This is a genomic window from Luteibacter sp. (assembly GCF_035539195.1).
Lineage (GTDB): Bacteria > Pseudomonadota > Gammaproteobacteria > Xanthomonadales > Rhodanobacteraceae > Luteibacter.
The window spans coordinates 186,843-205,493 of sequence record NZ_DATLIW010000030.1 but is presented as its reverse complement, the minus strand read 5'-3'; the positions used below and the strand labels follow the sequence as shown (position 1 = coordinate 205,493).

Genomic DNA, 18,651 nt, shown 5'->3' with positions numbered 1-18,651 from the left:
GCTACTTCAACCGTAGCGACGCAGGCGACGCGCGGCGATCAGGAGGAAGGCCGCCGTGAAACCGACCAGCACGAGCACGTGCGGCAGGACACTGCCCGGGTTCAACCCCACGACCGACATGGCGAGCTGATCGAGGTGGTACGCCGGCCAGATCGGCGCGATCGACTGCACGAAGGAGGGCATGATCTGCAACGGGAACCACAGCCCGGACAGGAAGGCCATCGGCAGATAGACGAGGTTGACCACACCGGGCGCGCCCTGCCCCTTGACCAGCGTGCCGATCAGCAGGCCGAGCGCGCAGAACGGCAGGACACCGAGCACTTCGAGCAGGAAGAAGGCGACCAGCCGTGACGCCGGCAGGGTCACGCCCGCCAGGAACACCGCCATGCACAGCAGGATGATCGAAACGACCGCGGCGACCAGCATGGCCATGCACATCTTGCCGAGCAGATAGGCGCCAGGCGGCATTGGCATCGCGCGCTTGAGGGTGAGCAGACCGGTGTCGCGTTCCAGCGCCAGCGATACGCCGAAGCCGAACAGGCCCGGCGCCATCACGCCGAACGTGCCGTAGGACGCCAGCAGGTAACGCGGCGCGTCGGCGCTGTTCGAATGGGCGAGGAAGATGCCGAACATGAGGTAGAACACCGACGGAAACAGCAACGTCGGCAGCAGGAATCCCGGATTGCGCAGGTAGCGCAGGCATTCCGACTTCGCCTCCTGCACATACGCGTTGATCAGTCGGCCCGTGGTCATCACCGGCGTGGCGATGCTGTCGATGGTGTTCATGCGGCCTCCTGGGAAAGATCGGTCGTCTCGCTTTCACGGGTGATTTCGGTAAAGGCCTCGGCCAGACCGGCGCGCTGTACTTCAAGCTCGCTCAGCGCGGCATCGGCGTCGAGCAGGCGTCGGACAATGGTCTCGGCTTCCGCGGTGGCGATCGCGAGACGGCCCTGCACCAGCTCGGCGGAGATCACTTCCGGCCAGGCTGCGACGGTCGCCGCCGGCGTGGCGGTGATGCAACGGATGCGGCGCACCGCGACATGGGCACGCAGGGCATCCACCGTGCCTTCGGAGACCACGCGACCCTTGGCGATCACGCAGACACGATCGGCCAGGGCTTCCGCCTCTTCGAGGTAGTGGGTGGTGAGAACCACCGCGCACCCATCGGCGACCGCCTTGCGAATCGCCGCCCAGAGCGACTGGCGCGCGACGATGTCCATGCCGACCGTGGGTTCGTCCAGGAAGAGGATTTCCGGCCGTCCCGCCAAGGCCATGGCGAATTGCACGCGGCGCTGTTGGCCGCCGGAAAGGCTGGCGTACCGCCGGCCCAGGAGATCGTCGATACCGGCCAGCGCCGCACACTCGGCGACCGACCTCGGCGCGGGGTAATAGCTGGCGGTGAGAGCGATCAGCTCACCGGCCTTCAGCGTCGGCGGCAAGGCGGCCGACTGCAGCATCACGCCGATGCGCCGGCGCGCCTCGATGTCCTGCGGATCGCGCCCGAACAGGCTCACGCTGCCACTATCCGCGCGGTGCAGCCCGAGCAGCAGACCGATGCTGGTGCTCTTGCCGGCGCCGTTGGGGCCCAACAGCGCGAGCAACTCGCCGCGGTGGATTTCCAGGTTGATGCCGTCCAGTGCGACGATGGCGCCGTAGCGCTTGCCGACCTGGTCCAGACGCGCAATACAGGTGTCGTTGATCATGGTGTCCTCCCTTGCGTCGCAACATATTCCGTCGCAACCCCTTGGCGGCAGTCGCTTGCGTCATTGTGCGGATGTGACAAGCGTCACCCGGGGGTTACGCGGCCAAAATCCGCGTGATATGCTGAGGAAATAATCCCTTTACATATAGACACTTAGCGGCGTCTTAAGGGATCGATTCGAACAGTGCCGCGTCATTTGAAGTGAAGGAGTGGGTTATGGACGTCATCGGTCTTCTGCGCGAATTGCGCGACTTTGGCGGTACGCCGCGCACGCGAGGCCTGGCCGACGCCACCGTCGAGCGTTTCGCCGGCATCGACCCCTCCCTGGTCCAGGCCATCGAAGAAGCCGTCGCCTATCACCAGGCACTCCGCGCCGACATGGGCGACTTCCTGCGCATGGACGAAGCCGAGCAGATCAACCACCTGCAGTGCGGCCTGGTGAACTTCTACCCCGACGACGGCGTGAATCCGTACGTGCCGGCCGCCGCGCGCGGCCCGTGGGTGGTGACGCTGAAGGGCGCCGTGATCCACGACAACGGCGGCTACGGCATGCTGGGCTTCGGCCACAACCCACAGCACATCATCGATGCGATGGCGCGCCCGCAAGTCATGGCCAACGTCATGACCGCGAACGTCTCCCAGCTGCGTCTGTGCGACGCGCTCGACAAGGAGCTCGGTCGCCATCGCGGCGGCAGCCCCTACTCGCACTTCCTTTGCCTCAACTCGGGTTCGGAGTCGGTCACGCTGGCCGGCCGCATCGCCGACGTCAATGCGCGCGTGATGACCGATCCGGGTGCGCGGCACGCCGGCCGTACCATCAAGCGTCTCGCGGTAAAGGGCGCCTTCCACGGCCGCACGGAGCGTCCGGCGATCTACTCCGATTCGTCGCGCCGCAACTACCAGCAGCACCTGGCCAGCTTTCGCAACGAAGACACCTTGATCACGGTCGAGCCGTACAACGTGGCCGCGCTGAAAGCCGCGTTCGCCGAGGCCGATCGCCAGGGCTGGTTCATCGAGGCCATGTTCCTCGAGCCGGTGATGGGCGAAGGCGATCCGGGTCGCGCGTTGACGCCGGAGTTCTACGCCGCCGCGCGTGAACTCACGCGTGAACACGGCACCCTGCTCCTGGTCGATTCGATCCAGGCCGGCCTGCGTGCGCACGGCGTGCTGTCCATCATCGACTACCCGGGCTTCGAGTCCCTCGACGCGCCGGACATGGAGACCTTCTCCAAAGCGCTCAACGCCGGCCAGTACCCGCTATCCGTGCTTGCCGTCACCGACCGTGTCGCCGGCCTGTATCGCAAGGGCATCTACGGCAACACGATGACCGCGAATCCGCGTGCCCTCGACGTCGCCGTCGCCACGCTGGCCGAACTGACCGACGAGGTCCGCGCGAACATTCGTGAGAAGGGCCAGGAGTTCCTGCAGAAGCTGGAAGGCCTCAAGAGCGAACTCGGCGGCATGATCACCAAGGTCCAGGGCACCGGCCTGCTGTTCTCCTGCGAACTGGCCAGCGACTACAAGTGCTACGGCGAAGGCTCGACCGAGGAATACATGCGCGAACGCGGCGTCGGCGTGATCCACGGCGGCGCCAACTCCCTACGCTTCACCCCGCACTTCCGGGTGACCAGCGCCGAGGTGGACCTCATCGTCGAAGAAATCCGGCACGCGTTGAAGGAAGGCCCGCGTCGCTCGGCTTCCACCAAGGCGGCCTGACACCCGCTCCCTGTGGGAGCCGCTTCAGCGGCGATAGGCGCGCGAGGAAGCATCGCCGATGAATCGGCTCCCACACAGAACCCCCTTGGGTTTTGTAGGCGATGGCTCAGAGAGGTAAGCTCAGACGCCGGATTCGCCCGGCGTCACGTAGGGGTTTGCCATGTGTATGCAGCTTCGTGTCCTTGCCGTTGCTTCCCTGCTCGCCTTTTCCGCCAGTGCCATAGCCGCCCCGCAGGCGGCCAAGAAAGAACTGACGCCGCAGCAACAGCGCATGTCGACCTGCAATACCCAGGCGACCGGCAAGAAGGGTGACGATCGCAAGACCTTCATGAGCAGCTGCCTGAAGGGCGAGACCGCGGCGCCGGCCAAGCAGACCCAGCAGCAGAAGATGACCTCCTGCAACAAGGACGCCTCGGCGAAGAGTCTGAAGGGCGCCGAACGCAAGACCTTCATGAGCGGCTGCCTGAAGGGCTGAACGACGTTGGGAGCCGGCTCCCACACCCTCCGGCCTTCGGGCCGGAGGGGCCTCGCATGCGACAATCGGGCATCTCCGCCATCGACCGCATGCCCATGAAAATCGTCGAAGTCCGCCACCCCCTCATCCAGCACAAACTCGGCCTGATGCGCCGGGCCGGTATCAGCACGAAGGAGTTCCGCGAACTCGCCTCGGAAGTCGCCGCCCTGCTCACCTACGAAGCCACCGCCGACATGGAAACCGAGTGCAAGACGATCGAGGGCTGGGCGGGTCCGGTCGAGGTGACGCATATCAAGGGCAAGAAGGTCACGATCGTGCCGATTCTGCGTGCCGGCCTGGGCATGCTCAGTGGCGTGCTGGAGATGATTCCGGCGGCCAAGGTGAGCGTCGTCGGCCTGCAACGCGACGAGGAAACCCTCGAGCCGGTCGCCTATTACGAAAAGCTCAGCGGCGGCATGGATGAGCGCACGGCGATCATCGTCGACCCCATGCTGGCGACGGCCGGTACCCTGGTCGCCACCGTCGACATGCTCAAGGCGGCTGGAGCGAAGAAGATCAAGGGCCTGTTCCTTGTCGCGGCGCCCGAGGGGCTCAAGCGCATCGAAGCCGCTCACCCGGATATCGAGATCTACGTCGCTTCCATCGACGACCACCTGAACGAACTGGGCTACATCCTGCCCGGCCTGGGCGATGCCGGCGACAAGATCTTCGGGACCAAGCAAAAACCTTCCTGAGTCGTCGGGTGTGTCACATCCCCCTGTCATAAATTCGCGGCACACTCGGCCCGCGGACTCGACAGGGGGAACGCCACGCAGGGGATTGCGCGGTGCTTCGGGTCGCATACATTTCAACGACTCGAGGGGATATTCGAATGCGTTCGACCACGACACGGCGCGCCACCTGGGCGGCGCTGGCCGGCCTCATGGCCGTTCTACCGCTGCAGGCGGCGGACCTCACCATCACCCAGTTCCGCCTTCGCGGACCCGCCGGCGGCAACGACGAATTCGTCGAAGTGCAGAACACCGGCACCGCGGCACTGGACGTTTCCGGCTACAAGCTCAACGCCTCCAACTCGGCCGGCACGACCGGCACGCGTTTCACCTTTCCGGCGGGGACGTCGGTGGCGCCGGGTTGCTTCCTGCTGCTGGCGAACACGGCGGCTTCCGGTTACTCCGGCAGTGTCACGCCCGACCTGAAGTACTCGACGGGCGTGACGGACGATGGTGGCCTCGCCCTGCTCAACGCCTCGGGCACGGCGATCGACCAGGTCGGCCTGAGCAGCGGCTCGGCCTATAAGCTGGGCACGCCGCTCGCCACGCTCGGCAGCAGCAATACGGACCAGGGCTACGGCCGCAAGACGAACGCCGCCGGCTTCCCGCAGTCCAGCGGCGACAATTCGGCGGACTGGGTCAAGGTCGCGCCGACCGCCCCGCGCGCCAGCACCTCGCCCTGCGTCGCGCAGGGCCCGAGCCTTTCCATCGCCGACGCCACGGTCAGCCTGCGTAACGGCGACGACGTCACGATGCCGTTCACCGTCACGCTCAGCCAGCCGGTCGGCACCGACGTGACCGTGCATGCCACGACGGCGGACGACACGGCCACGGTCGCCGCGGGCGACTACGATGCCGTCGACACCACGCTGACCATCCCGGCCGGCGGCAACAGCAGCACCATCAACGTAACCGTGCACGGCGCGAAGGCGGCCGGCCCCGACAAGGCATTCCGCGTCAACCTGAGCGACGCCACGGGTAACGTCACTATCGCCAAGAGCGCGGCGGTCGGCGCGATCCTCAACGAGATCCCGGTCGCCGCCGAAATCTGGCAGGTCACCGGTACCGGCCAGGTGTCCCCGCTGGTCGGCAAGCGCGTTGCGACCCACGCGAACATCGTCACCGCCGTCGGCCCCGCCGGCTTCACCATGCAGACGCCGGATGACCGCGCCGATGCCGATCCGCTGACCTCGAACGGCATCTACGTGTTCACCAGTACGGCGCCGACGGTGAAGTCCGGCGACGTGGTCGATGTCGAGGCCACCGTGGACAACTACTTCAACCTGCCCGAGCTGAAGAACGCGACGATCACCACGAGCATGCACGGGGCCCACCTGCCGAAGGCCGTGGCCTTTGGCAACAGCATTCCGTCGACGGATCCGAATGCGCTTTCCTGCGGCACGACGAACTACCAGTGCTACGTGGGCATGCGCGTCACGATCGACAACGGCATGATCACCACGGGCAACCTGCGTTTCAGCAACGAGCCCTTCGCCGAGGTCTACATCACCGCGAATGGGACGCGCTCGCTGCGCAAGCCGGGCGTGCGTTACACGGTGCCCGTACCCGATGGCGTGAACCTGCCCAACTGGTCGGGCAACCCCGAAGTGTTCAAGATGAACACGGCCGACTTCGGCGCCGTGCCGGCTGACACGCCGTTCAACGCAGGCACGACCTTCAAGGCAGAAGGCGTCATGTCCTATGCGTTCGGCACGTACACTTTCATCCCGACGAAGATCACGATCAAGAAGGCGGCCACGCTTCCGCGCGCCGTGGATTCGCGTCCGTTCTACGCCGTGCGCGTGGGCGCCCTGAACACCGAGCGCTTCTGCGATTCCGACTTCAATACGACCTTCACCTGCAGTGGCGGCAGCAGCGAGCCGACCCCGGACCAGGTCAAGCTGAAGACACAGCGTCTGTCGGCCTATATCGGCAGTGTGCTGAAGCTGCCGGACATCCTCTCGGTCGAGGAAGTGAAGAGCCTTGCCGTGCTGCAGGGCCTGGCCAAGCAGCTGGGTGACGACTACCCGGCGCAGTACGAGGCGATTCTCCAGCCGGGTCACGATCCGAGCGGCATCAACGTCGGCTTCCTTGTCCGTACCGACCGGGTCCGTGTGCTCGACGTGCGCCAGCTGGGTGCGGACGAAACCTGGGACGACCAGGGCTCCGTCTCGTTCCTGCACGATCATCCACCGCTGCTGCTGACCGCCGAAGTGCCATCCATCCTCGGCCGGATGCGCGTCAACGTGATCTCCGTGCACCCGAAGGCCCGGCAGAACGTGGACAAGACCGGCAGCGCGGCAGATCGCGACCGCCAGAAGCGCTTCCTCCAGGCGAAGTCCCTCGCTACCCAGGTGCAGGCGTTGCAGACCGACCGGAAGAACCTGCTCACGCCGCTGCTCGTCGTCGGCGATTTCAACGCCTACCCGTTCACCGACGGCTTCGCCGACGTGGTCGGCCTGATCGCCGGTCGTTACGACGACAGCCAGAACCTGTTGAAGCTGGGCAAGAACCTGGTCAAGCCGACGCTGTGGAATGCCGTGGATTCGGTGCCCGAGCAGGACCGCTACTCGTTCCTGTTCACCGAGAACTTCGGCAACATCCAGGGACAGGCGCCGCGTCAGGTTCCGACCCATCAGGTGCTCGACAACGCCCTGCTGAACACTGTGGCGCGCGGTCTGTTCCTGAAGATGCAGTACGGCCGCGGCAACCTCGACGCCCCGGTGCAGACACTGGACGATGCGGCCACGGCCACCGATGCGAAGAAGGCGATCGGTTCGTCCGACCACGATGGTTTCGTGGTGGATCTGCTGACGCTGCCGTTGGGGTTGTTCTGATGTGAGAGCGGTTGCCCGGCTGAGGCCGGGCAACCTATCGCCGCTGAAGCGGCTCCCACAAAAAGCCGCATGCTTGCCGTGGATCGGCTTTTTGTGGGAGCCGCTTCAGCGGCGATACCCTGACCTCCCTGTAGAAGCCGCTTCTGGCCTCCCTGTGGGAGCCGCTTCAGCGGCGATACCTCACGAAGCGAAACGATCGGTCGCTTCGACCAGTTCCCGCACGATCCCCGGCTCGAATGCCGAATGCCCCGCGTCCTGCACGATCTTCAGATCGGCTTCCGGGAACGCGCGGTGCAGGTCCCACGCGCTGCGCACGGGGCAGACCACGTCATAGCGCCCCTGCACGATCACCGTCGGGATATGGCGAATCCTGTCGACGTCGCGCAGCAACTGGCCATCGACTTCGAAGAAACCCGCGTTGACGAAGTAATGGCATTCGATCCGCGCAAAGGCGAGCGCAAACTCGTCTTCGCCGCTGGAAGCGATATGGCCCGGGTCCTGGTAGAGGTAGCTCGTCGCACCTTCCCACACCGACCACGCACGCGCGGCGGCGACGCGAACCGCGGGATCGTTGCTGGTCAGCCGGCGGTGGTAAGCACTGATGAGATCGCCGTGTTCGGCCGGCGGAATGGCGGAGAGATAGGTCTCCCACGCATCCGGGTAGAGCATGTCGCAACCACCCTGGTAGAACCATTCCAGCTCGGAACGACGCAGCATGAAGATGCCGCGCAACACCAGCTCGCTCACGCGTGCCGGATGGGTTTCCGCATAGGCCAGGGCGAGGGTCGAACCCCAGGAGCCGCCGAATACCTGCCATGTGTCGATGCCGAGGTGCTCGCGCAGTGTCTCGATGTCGGCGACCAGGTCCCAGGTGGTGTTATCGGTCAGTTCGGCATGCGGCGTGGACTTGCCACAACCACGCTGGTCGAACAGCACGATGCGGTACTTCTTCGGGTCGAAGAAGCGGCGGCAGCGCGGGTTGGTGCCGCCACCGGGACCGCCATGGAGGAAGACCACCGGCTTGCCCTTCGGATTGCCGCTCTCCTCGAAATAGAGGGTGTGCAGCGAGGAAACCTTGAGCGTGCCGCAGTTGTAGGGCTCGATCGAGGGGTAGAGGTCGGGGGAGTCCTGGGCCATGGGGCGGGTCTTCGGTATCGGGGAGGTGACAAGGCTAATGGGGCGGCCGGTGGATTCCAACCGTTCGCCTCGCAAGGATCGCCGCATGCCACTCGGCGGGAGACGCCCGTTTAGAGGAGCTTTCCGGGGTTCATGATGCCGTTGGGATCCCACACCGCCTTGATCCCACGCATCAGGGCGATTTCCGCCTCGCTGCGCACGCTCCCCAGCCAGGGCTTCTTGACCAGGCCGATGCCGTGTTCGGCGGAGATGCTGCCGCCGTGACGTTGCAGGGTGTCGACCAGCAGCGAGGTGACGTGCTCGCACTGCGCGACGAAGATCGCGTTGTCCAGATCGGCCGGCTTCAATACGTTGATATGCAGGTTGCCGTCGCCGATATGGCCGAACCAGACCACGTCGAAGTGCGGGTACTCCGCCGTGAGCAACGCCTGCATCTCGGCCATGAACGCCGGCACGGCGGAGATGCGCACGGAAACATCGTTCTTATAGGGTTTGTGCGGCGCCAGGCTCTCGGTGATGCCTTCGCGCAGGCGCCAGAGGGCCGCGGCCTGCGCCTCGCTGGAACTGATCGCACCATCCACCACCCAGCCTTCGTCGAGGCAGCGTTCGAAGAAGGCAAGCGCCGCCGCCTCGGCCTTCTCGTCCACGGCGTCGTACTCGGTCACGACATAGAACGGATGCGTCTCGCCGAAGGGACGCTGCGCGCCATGGGCAAGGACATGATGCAAGGCACGCTCGGTGAAGAATTCGAAGGCACCGAGCGTCAGGCGATGCCGGGCCTCGGCAAACACCTTCATCAATGCGTCCATCGCCGGCACGGCAAGCAACATGACCTGGGAGGGTCGCGGCGGCGAGGTTAGGCTCAGCGTCGCCTCGACCACGATGCCAAGCGTGCCCTCGGAGCCGATGACCAGATGCCGGAGGTCGTAACCGGACGCGTTCTTGACCAGGCCGCGATTGAGGTCGAGCAGTTCGCCGGTTCCCGTCACCACCTTGAGCCCGGCGATCCACCGGCGTGTATTGCCGTATCGGATGACCCGGATGCCACCGGCGTTCGTCGCGATGTTCCCGCCGATCTGGCAGGAACCGCGGGCCGCGAAGTCCACCGGATACAGCAGGCCCCGCTCCCGCGCCGCGTTGTGCACCGCCTCCAGGGCGATGCCGGGCTGGACGGTCAGCGTGCGATCGATGGGGTCGAAGTCCAGCACCCGGTTCATCCGGTCGAGGCTGACCACGATCTCGCCATGCGCAGCGACCGCCCCGCCCGACAGGCCGGTACGGCCGCCCGACGGAACCACGCCCACGCCCTGCCCGTTCGCCCACCGGACCACACCCTGCACCTCCGCGATCGAGGCCGGATAGGCGATCGCCAGCGGTGCCGGCGTCCAGCGCCGGGTCCAGTCGCGACCATGATGCTCGAGGTCGCCCGGGTCGGTCGACAGCTTCAGATCGGGCAGCAGGCGGGCAAGTTCGGACAGGCGCGGGTCGGTCATGGGGCTCTCGCTCGGGTATCCACGGCAGGGTGCCAGCGCGCGGGCCGGGCGTCCACTGCGCTGCAACATGAACGTCACTCTCTGGCATAGTGAGCGTCTCGCCCACGGATCTGAAGCCCGGCCATGAAGCGCACGTCGTACCCGAAAGAAGACATCAAGGTCCTGCTGCTCGAAGGCGTCAGCCGCAGCGCATTGGAAACCTTCCGCCAGGCCGGCTACTCGCAAATCGAGTTCCATGAGAAGTCGCTTTCCGAAGACGACCTCAAGGAGCGTATCGCCGATGCGCACATCGTCGGCATCCGCTCGCGCACCCACCTCAGCGCCGATGTCCTGGCCGAGGCGCGCCGCCTGATCGCCGTCGGCTGCTTCTGCATCGGTACCAACCAGGTGGACACCGCGGAAGCCGAGCGCCTGGGCGTGCCGGTGTTCAACGCGCCCTACTCCAACACCCGCAGCGTGGCCGAACTGGTCATCGCCGAGACGATCATGCTGGTGCGCCGCATTCCGGAGAAGAACGCCGAGTGCCACCGCGGCGGCTGGTCGAAGTCGGCCGCCGGCAGCTTCGAGGTCCGCGACAAGGTGCTTGGCATCGTCGGCTACGGTCACATCGGCACCCAGGTCGGCGTTCTCGCCGAATCGCTGGGCATGCGCGTGATCTTCCACGACGTGGAAGCCAAGCTTTCGCTGGGCAACGCCCGCCCGGCGGCCAGCCTCGATGACCTGCTCGAGCGCGCCGATGTCGTGACACTGCACGTCCCCGAAACGGCGCAGACCAAGAACATGATCGGTGCGGCCGAAATCGCCCGCATGCGTCCCGGCGCGATGCTGGTCAATGCCTCGCGCGGCACCGTCGTCGACATCGATGCGCTGGCCGCCGCGCTGCGTTCGAAACACCTCGCCGGTGCCGCCATCGACGTGTTCCCGGTCGAGCCCAAGGGCAATACCGACCCCTTCGTCTCACCCCTGGTCGGCATGGACAACGTGATCCTCACGCCGCACGTCGGCGGCAGTACCGCCGAGGCACAGGAGAACATCGGCATCGAGGTGGCCTCGAAACTGGTGCGCTACAGCGACAACGGCAGCACGCTTTCCGCGGTGAATTTCCCCGAGGTCTCGTTGCCCGGGCATCCGACCAGCCGCCGCCTGCTGCATATCCACCGCAACATCCCTGGCGTCCTGTCGCGGGTGAACGAGGTGTTCTCGCGAGCGGCGGTGAACATCGACGGCCAGTATCTGCAGACCTCCGGCCAGGTGGGTTACGTGGTGATCGACGTGACCACGACCGAAGAGCACGCCGCCGCGCTGCGTAACGAACTGGCGGCGATCGACGGCACGCTGAAGGCGCGCGCGCTCTACTGAGCGCGGTGCGACTCGATCATCTTCCAACCGTTGCCCGAGGGGTCGCGGAAGTTCGCGTCCACGTTGCCGTAGCGCTCTTCCGGCGCCTGGGTAAACTCCACGCCACGAGCGCGCATGCGTTCGTAGGTGCCACGGCAGTCGTCCACGTTGAGCACCAGTGGCGGCATCGCGCCCTTCGCCACCACTTCGCTCATGGTCCGCGCGGTGGCCTCGTCGAGCACCGGCGCCTGCGGCTTGAACAGGCCCAGCTGTAGCGAAGGCTGCTCCGGATGCTGCACGGTGAGCCAACGGAAGTCGCCGTTTTGCGCGTCGGTATGCACGCGGAAGCCGAGCTTCTCCACATAAAAATCGAGGGCTTCGTCCTGGTCGCGAACGTACAGCCCTACTACTGCGATACCCTGGCTCATAAACACTCCGGTTTGTTGGGAGCCCCTTTTTTAGCAGCCTGCTCCCGCCGTCGCTTCTCCGAAACTGCGCTTGTCATGCCGGGCCTATAGGCGGCACTGACGAAGCAGTGCGGCACCTCGGTCAAGGCGTGTCGGGCGGCCTGCTCGAAGACGCGCCATGCGCTGGGGCTCTTGCCATTCACATCGCGAAACACGCGACCGAAGGTGCCCAGGCTGTTCCAACCGGTCTGCAAGGCGATCTCGAGGACCGGCAGCTCCGTGTCGCGAAGCAAGGCCTTTGCCCGTTCCATTCGGCGCGTGAGCAGGTAGCGGTGGGGAGGAAGGCCGAAGGCCTGCTTGAACGATCGCGCGAAATGCGCTTCGGACACGTGGCTCACACGTGCCAGCCGTTGGACCGGCCAGGCCTCGTTCGAGGCGGCGTCCATCCGGTCCTTTGCGCGTAGCAGGCGGCGTAATAGCTCCGGGTCCACCGTCTTGCCCTCGTAGGAGCCGCTTCAGCGGCGATTTCATACCGTGTCGCTAGCACCCATCGCCGATGAATCGGCTCCTACCGAGGAAGGAGCCATCCCGTTTCACCGCTCGCGTGGAAGGTCGTGCCTACTCGCCGCCTTCGGCGACCACGCGGGCGCGGCCGCGTTGCTTGGCCAGGTAGAGGCGTCGGTCCGCCACGGCAATGGCCGGCAGAATCTGATCGCCCTCCTTGGGCGCCAGTGTATGCACACCCGCGCTGAGCGTCACGCGCTTGCCCGCACCGAGGCCGGCATGCGGAATCATGGCTTTCTCCACCAGGTCCAGGCAGCGCCAGGCCAGGGCCAGGGCGGTGGCTTCGTCGGTATCCTGCAAGAGCAGCACGAATTCCTCGCCGCCGAAGCGGCAGAGCAGATCCGCCGGGTTGCGCACGATGTTCGACAGCGCCGACGCGACGCGCTTCAGGCACTCGTCGCCTTCGAGGTGTCCGTAGTGGTCGTTGTACTGCTTGAAGAAATCGATATCGAGCACGACCAGCGACAGTGTCTGCCGATTCTGTCGCGCATCCCGCCACGCCGTCTCCATGACCATGTCGAAGCGACGGCGGTTGGCGACCCCGGTGAGGCCGTCCTTGAATGACAGCTCCTCCAGCTCGCGCTGCATGTCCAGCAGCTTTTCCTCGGTGCGCTTACGCTCACTGATATCGAACATGAAACCGACGAGCGCATTCGGCGAGCCGTCCGGATTGCGCACGACATGGACCACATCACGAATCCAGACGTATTCACCGGTCTTGGTCAGCGCGCGATAGTCCGCCTCGTGATCGACACCGGCCTGCGACTGCGACACGCAGAAATCGAAGACCCAGGCGCGATCTTCCGGATGCATGCGATCGGCCCAGTCCTGCACGGTTGCCCAGGACTGCGGCGACCAGCCCAGCAGCGCTTCGATCTGCGGGCCGATATAGGCGAAGCGCAACGTCGCCCACTCGATCTTCCAGGGAATCGCACGCGTGGATTCGAGCAGGGTTCGGTAGACCCCGATGTCTTCCTCGGCAACGACGTCTTCGATACTCATGGCGTGCCCTGTCCCCACTGACGGCTTCGCGAGTGTAGCGGCCAAAGCCTGCAAAGCTTGAGTCGCAGGGCCCCGGAGACGACGCCGGCGCCCCGACGGCGGGGCGCAACTCTCTACGAATATTCGCAAAATGTCATTGACAAGTGCCAGATAGCCCACGTACTTTCGGACACGCCTTGGTACCTGCGACGCGCCACTTCATGGCAGGAACAAGGCGGGAGAAGGATCTTGCGGGGGCAAGTCGTGCGGGGGGAGCGTTCGCTCGGGGGAGTGAACACTGCCGTAGGCCGGCGTCAGGTCACCGCCAGAACCGTTTGGAACGAACGTCCATTCGTTTTGGTGGCCCACCTTTCTGGGCCAATTTCGGGGAGTGACACATGCATCTGCACAGCATCCGTCGACGCGGAGGGCTCAGGCCGACCGCGTTGGCCATAGCGCTTGGCCTTTCCATCGCCGCGATCTCGCCGGTCATGGCGCAGTCCACCACCGGCGCGATCTTTGGCCAGGCTCCTGCCGCCGCCGGCGGAACGGTCAGCGTCACCAACGACACCGGCTTTACGCGCGACGTGCCTGTCGATGCCGACGGCCGTTACCGCGTCAGCAACCTGCCCCTGGGCAACTACACGGTCAGTCTCAAGCGCGATGGCGCCGTGGTCGATACGCGTAAAGACGTGTCGATCAAGGTCGGCGGCAGCACCGACGTGTCCTTCGCGGGCGCGACCTCGGCCGCCTCGGCCCAGTCGCTCGAATCGGTCACCGTCACCGCCAATACCCTTCCGCCCATCGACGCCACCGCCGTCGATGCGCGCACGGTCATCACGTCGGAAACCCTCGCCCGCCTGCCACTCGGCCGTAACGCCGAAGCCATCGCCTTGCTGGCGCCTGGCGCCGTACCGGGGTCGAACAACCTCGGCGCAGGCCGCTATCGTACGGTTTCGTTCGGTGGCTCCGGTGCCTCGGAAAACGCCTACTACATCAACGGATATGCGACGTCCGACCCCTATCGCAACCTGGGTGGCGTTGGCCTGCCGTACGGCGCCATCGACCAGCAGGAAGTCTATACGGGCGGCTACAGCGCCAAGTACGGCCGCTCCGACGGCGGCGTCATCAGCCAGGTCGGCAAGGCCGGTACCAACGATTGGCATTTCGGTGCGCAGGTTCTGTGGGAACCGAGGTTCGCCGCGTCCACGGCCGGAAGCATCTATTACAAGAACACCGCACTGCCCACCGGTTACGGCTACGAAGACGAATCGCGCCCCGGCACGATCTATCGGAACCGCAAGGACAATACCAAGTGGACGACGACGTACAGCGCTTACGTCGGCGGCCCGTTGATCAAGGACAAACTGTTCTTCTTCGTCGCAGCCGAAGCGGAGAAGTCCGAAGGTACGTCGACCGCGGCGATCGACGCCAACCCGGTGGCAAACAACCACTACACGTACAACCTGCCGAAGTACTACGCCAAGATCAACTGGAACATCAACGACTCGAATATCCTCGAGTTCACCGGCATCCACTCCACGGACGAGCAGCGCGGCACGTACTACGACTACAACTACGACACGCGTCGCCAGGGCGCCCCGCTCGGCTCGAACGCGGATACGTCCAAGCTCACGTCCAAGTACGCCATCGCCAAGTACACCAGCTACATCACCGACGACGTGACGCTGACCGCGACCTACGGCAAGAGCTGGACCGACGACTACCTGCAGAACCCGACACCGGGCATCGACCAGCAGCCGTACATCGACCGTCCGTACAACCAGGATCCGAGCATCGTCGGCAACAACCAGGTGACCAACCTGAATACGTCGACGACCTCGCAGGATCCGGGCGCCAATAGCAAGACGCGCGGTCTTCGCCTCGATCTCGAGTGGCAGCTGGGCGATCACCACCTCGCTGGCGGTATCGACAACATGCATTACCAGGGCCACAACGTGGGCACCTCCACCAGCGGCCCGGGTTACTACTGGCGCTATGGCAAGGCGTCGGATCCCACCCTGCCGATCAGCACGGCGCTGGAGGTCGGCCCACCGGGCGGCGACGGCTACTACGTCCAGAAGCGTATTTTCTCGTCGGTGACGAGCATGTCCCTCGACCAGCGCGCCCAGTACCTGGAAGACCGCTGGCAGGCAACCGACCGCGTGCTGCTGAGCATCGGCGTGCGTAACGATCGCTTCAAGAACTACAACGATCAGGGCCGCGCCTATGTGAACAACGCTGCCCAGTGGGCGCCGCGCCTTGGCGCGGCGTGGGACGTCTTCGGCGATTCGACCCTGAAGATCTACGGCAACTTCGGCCGTTACTTCCTCGCGCTGCCGAACAACGTCGCGGTGCGCGGTGCGTCCCCGTCGACGCTCACGCAAGAGTTCTTCGACTATACCGGCATCGATAGCCTGGGCCGCCCGACCGGCCTGACCCCCATCGGTGCCGGCCCCAGGTCTCCCGATGGCGAATACGGCCAGCCGGTCGACCCGGAATCGGTCACCGCGCGTGACCTTCACTCGCAGTACCAGGACGAAGGTATCGTCGGCTTCGACAAGACGCTCGGCAGCGAGTGGGTCACCGGCGCGAAGATCACGGTGCGCAGGCTGCGCACGGCGATCGACGATGTCTGCGACACCGGCAAGATCGCCGACAAGCTCACCGCCGAAGGCCTCGATCCGGACTCGGTGTCGATCCCGGGCTGCGTGATCTTCAACCCGGGCTTCACCAATACCTTCAGCCTTGCCAATGCCAACGGCGTGGGTCGTACCGAAGTGAAGATGAGCGAAGCCGACTGGGGCTTCGATCAGAAGGCGATTCGTCGCTACTACGCGCTCGACCTGTACCTGGAGCATCCGTTCAACGGCAAGTGGCAGGGTCGCATCGACTACACGTTCTCGCGCAGCTACGGCAACACCGAAGGCCAGACCAAGTCCGATATCGGCCAGACCGATATTTCGAAGACGCAGGACTGGGATTCGGCCGAGCTGATGCTTAACGCCAATGGCCTGCTGGCGAATGATCGTAAGCACCAGATCAAGGCGTATGGCGCTTACCAGCTGACTCCGGAATGGCTGGTCTCCGGCAACCTGCGCCTGGCGTCGGGCGCACCGAAGTCGTGCCTGGGTTACGAAGATGCCAACGCGGATCCGGATCCGATCGGCTACGGCTCGTCCTACCACAACTGCAACGGCTTGCCGTCACCTCCGGGGCTGAAGCGCAATCCGTGGTATCGCCAGGTCGATCTGGCGGTGACCTATCGTCCGACCTACTTCGACAGCAAGCTGGCGTTCGGCCTGAGCGTGTTCAACGTCACCAACGAGCGCAAGCCGCTCAACAGCTTCGCGACGTATGAAGCCTCGCCGCAGACCGTGCTCAACAACTACGACCTGGGCCAGTACTACCAGACGCCGCGCTATGCGCGACTGACGGCAACGTACGACTTCTGATCCCGGCGTATATCGATATGACCGACTACTAAGAACAACATCCCAGGGATGGGAACCAACACGCTGATCCCCAGATCGCCGCCTGCTCCCACAGGCGGCTTTTTTTGTCTTCACGGCTTACCGGGGGCGGGCGCTCGGCATGCCGGGCATTCTTTCGGACCGCGCACCGCGCACCTCGCACATGGCTCGCCTTCGCTCTCGCGGGCTCGGCTGCGCCATCGTTCTCCACAGACACTCGCAGAGCGAGTGAGGCGACGCCTTCGCCACCCCCGGCATTCCGCGATGAACGTTTTTTGCTCCCGCGAGGGACCTCACGTATGGCGTCAACCTAAACGCCTGCCCTACGTTGGACACTCATACCCAGGGCCCGGATGAACTCGATGCACCGTTGCTATTCCACCGTGGCCCTGCGTGGCTTTACGATCGCCTGCCTCGTTGCTCTCACCGCCTGCGCCGGTAACGGCATCAGGCTGGCCACCGCACCCGACCATCCGCGCACGTTCGACGGCCACTGGGTCGTCGATGTCTCCCACAGCGAGGATCCCGATGCGGCACCAGGCGGGGCCGGACGCAGCGGCGGCATGGGTGGCGGCCACGGCCACGGCGGCGGCGGGATGGGCGGTGGTGGCCGACATGGCGGTGGTGGCACCAGCGGTGGCGGCGCGAGCGGCGCTCATGGGAAGGCCAACGACGGCGACAACGGCGACATGATGCGCCGCGCCCTCCTCCTGCCCAACACGCTCGATATCGCCATGCAGCCGGGCAGCCTGCTGATCACCCCCGACGGCCATCCGCGTAGTGTCCCGATGGTGACGAGCAAGGACACGCTTGGTGACGCCACACGTGCTGGCTGGGACGGCGACAGCCTCGTCGTGGTCATCCACATCGACGACAAACGCGGGGACATCGTCCAGCACTACGAAGTCGCAGCCGACCACTCGCGCCTCGTCGTCACGACCGAGTTCAAGCAGAAGTCGAAGACGGTTTCGCTGGTGAGGGAATTTACAGCGGCGCCACCTCCGGCAGGCGCCCCAGCCGCACGAACGCCCGACGTCTAACGCGCTGCTGGCAACGTGAGGCTTCCCAGCTGCAAAGGGTCAGCTCTCGGCCGAGTCTGGATACAAAACGCCCTTACGAGCCAATCCGTGTCCAGAGACGGTCGGTACCTTCCCGCCTGTCGACGAACGCTGTGATACGACCCTGCGCGTCGCGCTGGAAGACCTTTCGCAGGTAGACGTCGTCAGGAACGAACAGGACGTCGCTCGCTTCGGCACCCCGTTCCTGGGTCGTTTTTCCCTGCTCTTTCGAGATGATCCGACCCAGCCGCTACTCAGGCGGACCGCCAGCGGGTAACGCTTTTATCTTGCGCCAACTTGTCCTGGCGACGACGAACGCCAACGTCGCCACGATGAGCGGCAGCACGGCATGCGCGTATTCGCCGTGAATGATGACGGTCGCGAGTGCGGCACTCATCACGATGAAGCCGAACACGGCACCTGTCACACGACTCGACTCCCGGAGGAGCATAACGGCAGCCATGGATTCCATCGTTCCGGTGAAAAAGTGGAATCCTGGGGGATATCCCCATCGCAGGTATTCCTCGTAAATCGGTCCAGGCGCGATCATGTTGACCAGTGAACCGACGAGGAGAAATGCGGCAAGCGCGAAGGGTAGAACTTGGTGCCACGAGACTTTAGCCATGGGTCCAACCTCAGACGGTACGTTTGTCGCCGCCGGGATGCGATCTTCGGAGCGGATATCGAAGGCCGCATCGTT

General features: G+C 64.9%; 15 protein-coding genes. 7 read left to right on the top strand and 8 right to left on the bottom strand.

All coding sequences use genetic code 11. The annotated features are described in order from the left end of the window. Positions 1 to 6: 6 nt before the first annotated feature. Positions 7 to 786: an ABC transporter permease gene (locus VM621_RS10790; RefSeq protein WP_325468959.1), complete on the bottom strand. Its 780-nt coding sequence runs from the start codon at positions 784 to 786 to the stop codon at positions 7 to 9. After that, positions 783 to 1,703, bottom strand: coding sequence for an ABC transporter ATP-binding protein (locus VM621_RS10785; protein ID WP_325468958.1), 921 nt, complete (start codon positions 1,701 to 1,703; stop codon positions 783 to 785). Before VM621_RS10785 ends, VM621_RS10790 begins: the two co-directional genes overlap by 4 nt. Positions 1,704 to 1,918: 215 nt before the next feature. Between VM621_RS10785 and VM621_RS10780 the strand changes: the two genes are divergently transcribed. The 4 genes from VM621_RS10780 (at position 1,919) to VM621_RS10765 (ending at position 7,500) form a co-directional block, all read left to right on the top strand. Continuing rightward, positions 1,919 to 3,418, top strand: a complete 1,500-nt coding sequence (locus VM621_RS10780; protein WP_325468957.1) for an aminotransferase class III-fold pyridoxal phosphate-dependent enzyme — start codon at positions 1,919 to 1,921, stop codon at positions 3,416 to 3,418. 160 nt (positions 3,419 to 3,578) lie between these two features. Beyond that, entirely contained in the window at positions 3,579 to 3,893 is a 315-nt protein-coding gene (locus tag VM621_RS10775) for a PsiF family protein (protein ID WP_325468956.1), read from the top strand. A 95-nt stretch (positions 3,894 to 3,988) separates the two neighbouring features. Then, positions 3,989 to 4,627, top strand: coding sequence for a uracil phosphoribosyltransferase (upp, locus tag VM621_RS10770; protein ID WP_325469155.1), 639 nt, complete (start codon positions 3,989 to 3,991; stop codon positions 4,625 to 4,627). Positions 4,628 to 4,764: 137 nt separating this feature from the next. Beyond that, positions 4,765 to 7,500, top strand: a complete 2,736-nt coding sequence (locus VM621_RS10765; RefSeq protein WP_325468955.1) for a lamin tail domain-containing protein — start codon at positions 4,765 to 4,767, stop codon at positions 7,498 to 7,500. 180 nt (positions 7,501 to 7,680) lie between these two features. Here VM621_RS10765 and pip read toward each other — a convergent pair whose 3' ends face one another. Together pip and VM621_RS10755 are read right to left on the bottom strand one after the other, a co-directional pair. Continuing rightward, positions 7,681 to 8,637: a prolyl aminopeptidase gene (gene pip, locus VM621_RS10760; RefSeq protein ID WP_325468954.1), complete on the bottom strand. Its 957-nt coding sequence runs from the start codon at positions 8,635 to 8,637 to the stop codon at positions 7,681 to 7,683. Between the two features lie 110 nt (positions 8,638 to 8,747). Beyond that, complete coding sequence (locus VM621_RS10755) at positions 8,748 to 10,130, bottom strand: FAD-binding oxidoreductase (protein WP_325468953.1); 1,383 nt, start codon at positions 10,128 to 10,130, stop codon at positions 8,748 to 8,750. 123 nt (positions 10,131 to 10,253) lie between these two features. On the opposite strand from VM621_RS10755, the gene serA reads away from it, so the two are divergent. Then, positions 10,254 to 11,489, top strand: coding sequence for a phosphoglycerate dehydrogenase (serA, locus tag VM621_RS10750; protein ID WP_325468952.1), 1,236 nt, complete (start codon positions 10,254 to 10,256; stop codon positions 11,487 to 11,489). Here serA and VM621_RS10745 read toward each other — a convergent pair. The 3 genes from VM621_RS10745 to VM621_RS10735 all read right to left on the bottom strand — a co-directional run bounded on the left by VM621_RS10745 (position 11,483) and on the right by VM621_RS10735 (position 13,441). Beyond that, the gene (locus VM621_RS10745) at positions 11,483 to 11,896 is read right to left on the bottom strand and encodes a VOC family protein (protein ID WP_325468951.1); all 414 of its coding nucleotides are present in this window, start codon (positions 11,894 to 11,896) and stop codon (positions 11,483 to 11,485) included. The genes serA and VM621_RS10745 overlap by 7 nt on opposite strands. Then, the gene (locus VM621_RS10740; protein WP_325468950.1) at positions 11,893 to 12,321 is read right to left on the bottom strand and encodes a helix-turn-helix transcriptional regulator; all 429 of its coding nucleotides are present in this window, start codon (positions 12,319 to 12,321) and stop codon (positions 11,893 to 11,895) included. Before VM621_RS10740 ends, VM621_RS10745 begins: the two co-directional genes overlap by 4 nt. Before the next feature lie 172 nt (positions 12,322 to 12,493). Further along, complete coding sequence (locus VM621_RS10735) at positions 12,494 to 13,441, bottom strand: sensor domain-containing diguanylate cyclase (RefSeq protein ID WP_325468949.1); 948 nt, start codon at positions 13,439 to 13,441, stop codon at positions 12,494 to 12,496. Positions 13,442 to 13,824: 383 nt separating this feature from the next. Here VM621_RS10735 and VM621_RS10730 point away from each other — a divergent pair, with 383 nt between their 5' ends. Further along, positions 13,825 to 16,875 (top strand): TonB-dependent receptor, encoded by a 3,051-nt coding sequence (locus VM621_RS10730; protein ID WP_325469154.1) that lies wholly within the window; start codon positions 13,825 to 13,827, stop codon positions 16,873 to 16,875. 380 nt (positions 16,876 to 17,255) lie between these two features. Further along, a complete protein-coding gene (locus tag VM621_RS10725; RefSeq protein WP_325468948.1) occupies positions 17,256 to 17,933 on the top strand; it encodes a hypothetical protein in 678 nt (225 codons plus the stop codon). A gap of 268 nt (positions 17,934 to 18,201) precedes the next feature. On the opposite strand, the gene VM621_RS10720 is transcribed toward VM621_RS10725, so the two are convergent. Continuing rightward, positions 18,202 to 18,576, bottom strand: coding sequence for a DoxX family protein (locus VM621_RS10720; RefSeq protein ID WP_325468947.1), 375 nt, complete (start codon positions 18,574 to 18,576; stop codon positions 18,202 to 18,204). Between the last annotated feature and the right edge of the window lie 75 nt (positions 18,577 to 18,651).

What these genes read in the sequence shown, in the direction of transcription:
- VM621_RS10785 (WP_325468958.1), bottom strand. Translation starts at nt 1,703, where the DNA reads ATGATCAACGACACCTGTATTGCGCGTCTGGACCAGGTCGGCAAGCGC.
- VM621_RS10780 (WP_325468957.1), top strand. Translation starts at nt 1,919, where the DNA reads ATGGACGTCATCGGTCTTCTGCGCGAATTGCGCGACTTTGGCGGTACG.
- VM621_RS10740 (WP_325468950.1), bottom strand. Translation starts at nt 12,321, where the DNA reads ATGGACGCCGCCTCGAACGAGGCCTGGCCGGTCCAACGGCTGGCACGT.
- VM621_RS10725 (WP_325468948.1), top strand. Translation starts at nt 17,256, where the DNA reads ATGCACCGTTGCTATTCCACCGTGGCCCTGCGTGGCTTTACGATCGCC.
- serA (WP_325468952.1), top strand. Translation starts at nt 10,254, where the DNA reads ATGAAGCGCACGTCGTACCCGAAAGAAGACATCAAGGTCCTGCTGCTC.
- VM621_RS10775 (WP_325468956.1), top strand. Translation starts at nt 3,579, where the DNA reads ATGTGTATGCAGCTTCGTGTCCTTGCCGTTGCTTCCCTGCTCGCCTTT.
- VM621_RS10735 (WP_325468949.1), bottom strand. Translation starts at nt 13,441, where the DNA reads ATGAGTATCGAAGACGTCGTTGCCGAGGAAGACATCGGGGTCTACCGA.
- VM621_RS10755 (WP_325468953.1), bottom strand. Translation starts at nt 10,130, where the DNA reads ATGACCGACCCGCGCCTGTCCGAACTTGCCCGCCTGCTGCCCGATCTG.
- VM621_RS10790 (WP_325468959.1), bottom strand. Translation starts at nt 786, where the DNA reads ATGAACACCATCGACAGCATCGCCACGCCGGTGATGACCACGGGCCGA.
- VM621_RS10765 (WP_325468955.1), top strand. Translation starts at nt 4,765, where the DNA reads ATGCGTTCGACCACGACACGGCGCGCCACCTGGGCGGCGCTGGCCGGC.
- pip (WP_325468954.1), bottom strand. Translation starts at nt 8,637, where the DNA reads ATGGCCCAGGACTCCCCCGACCTCTACCCCTCGATCGAGCCCTACAAC.
- upp (WP_325469155.1), top strand. Translation starts at nt 3,989, where the DNA reads ATGAAAATCGTCGAAGTCCGCCACCCCCTCATCCAGCACAAACTCGGC.
- VM621_RS10745 (WP_325468951.1), bottom strand. Translation starts at nt 11,896, where the DNA reads ATGAGCCAGGGTATCGCAGTAGTAGGGCTGTACGTTCGCGACCAGGAC.
- VM621_RS10720 (WP_325468947.1), bottom strand. Translation starts at nt 18,576, where the DNA reads ATGGCTAAAGTCTCGTGGCACCAAGTTCTACCCTTCGCGCTTGCCGCA.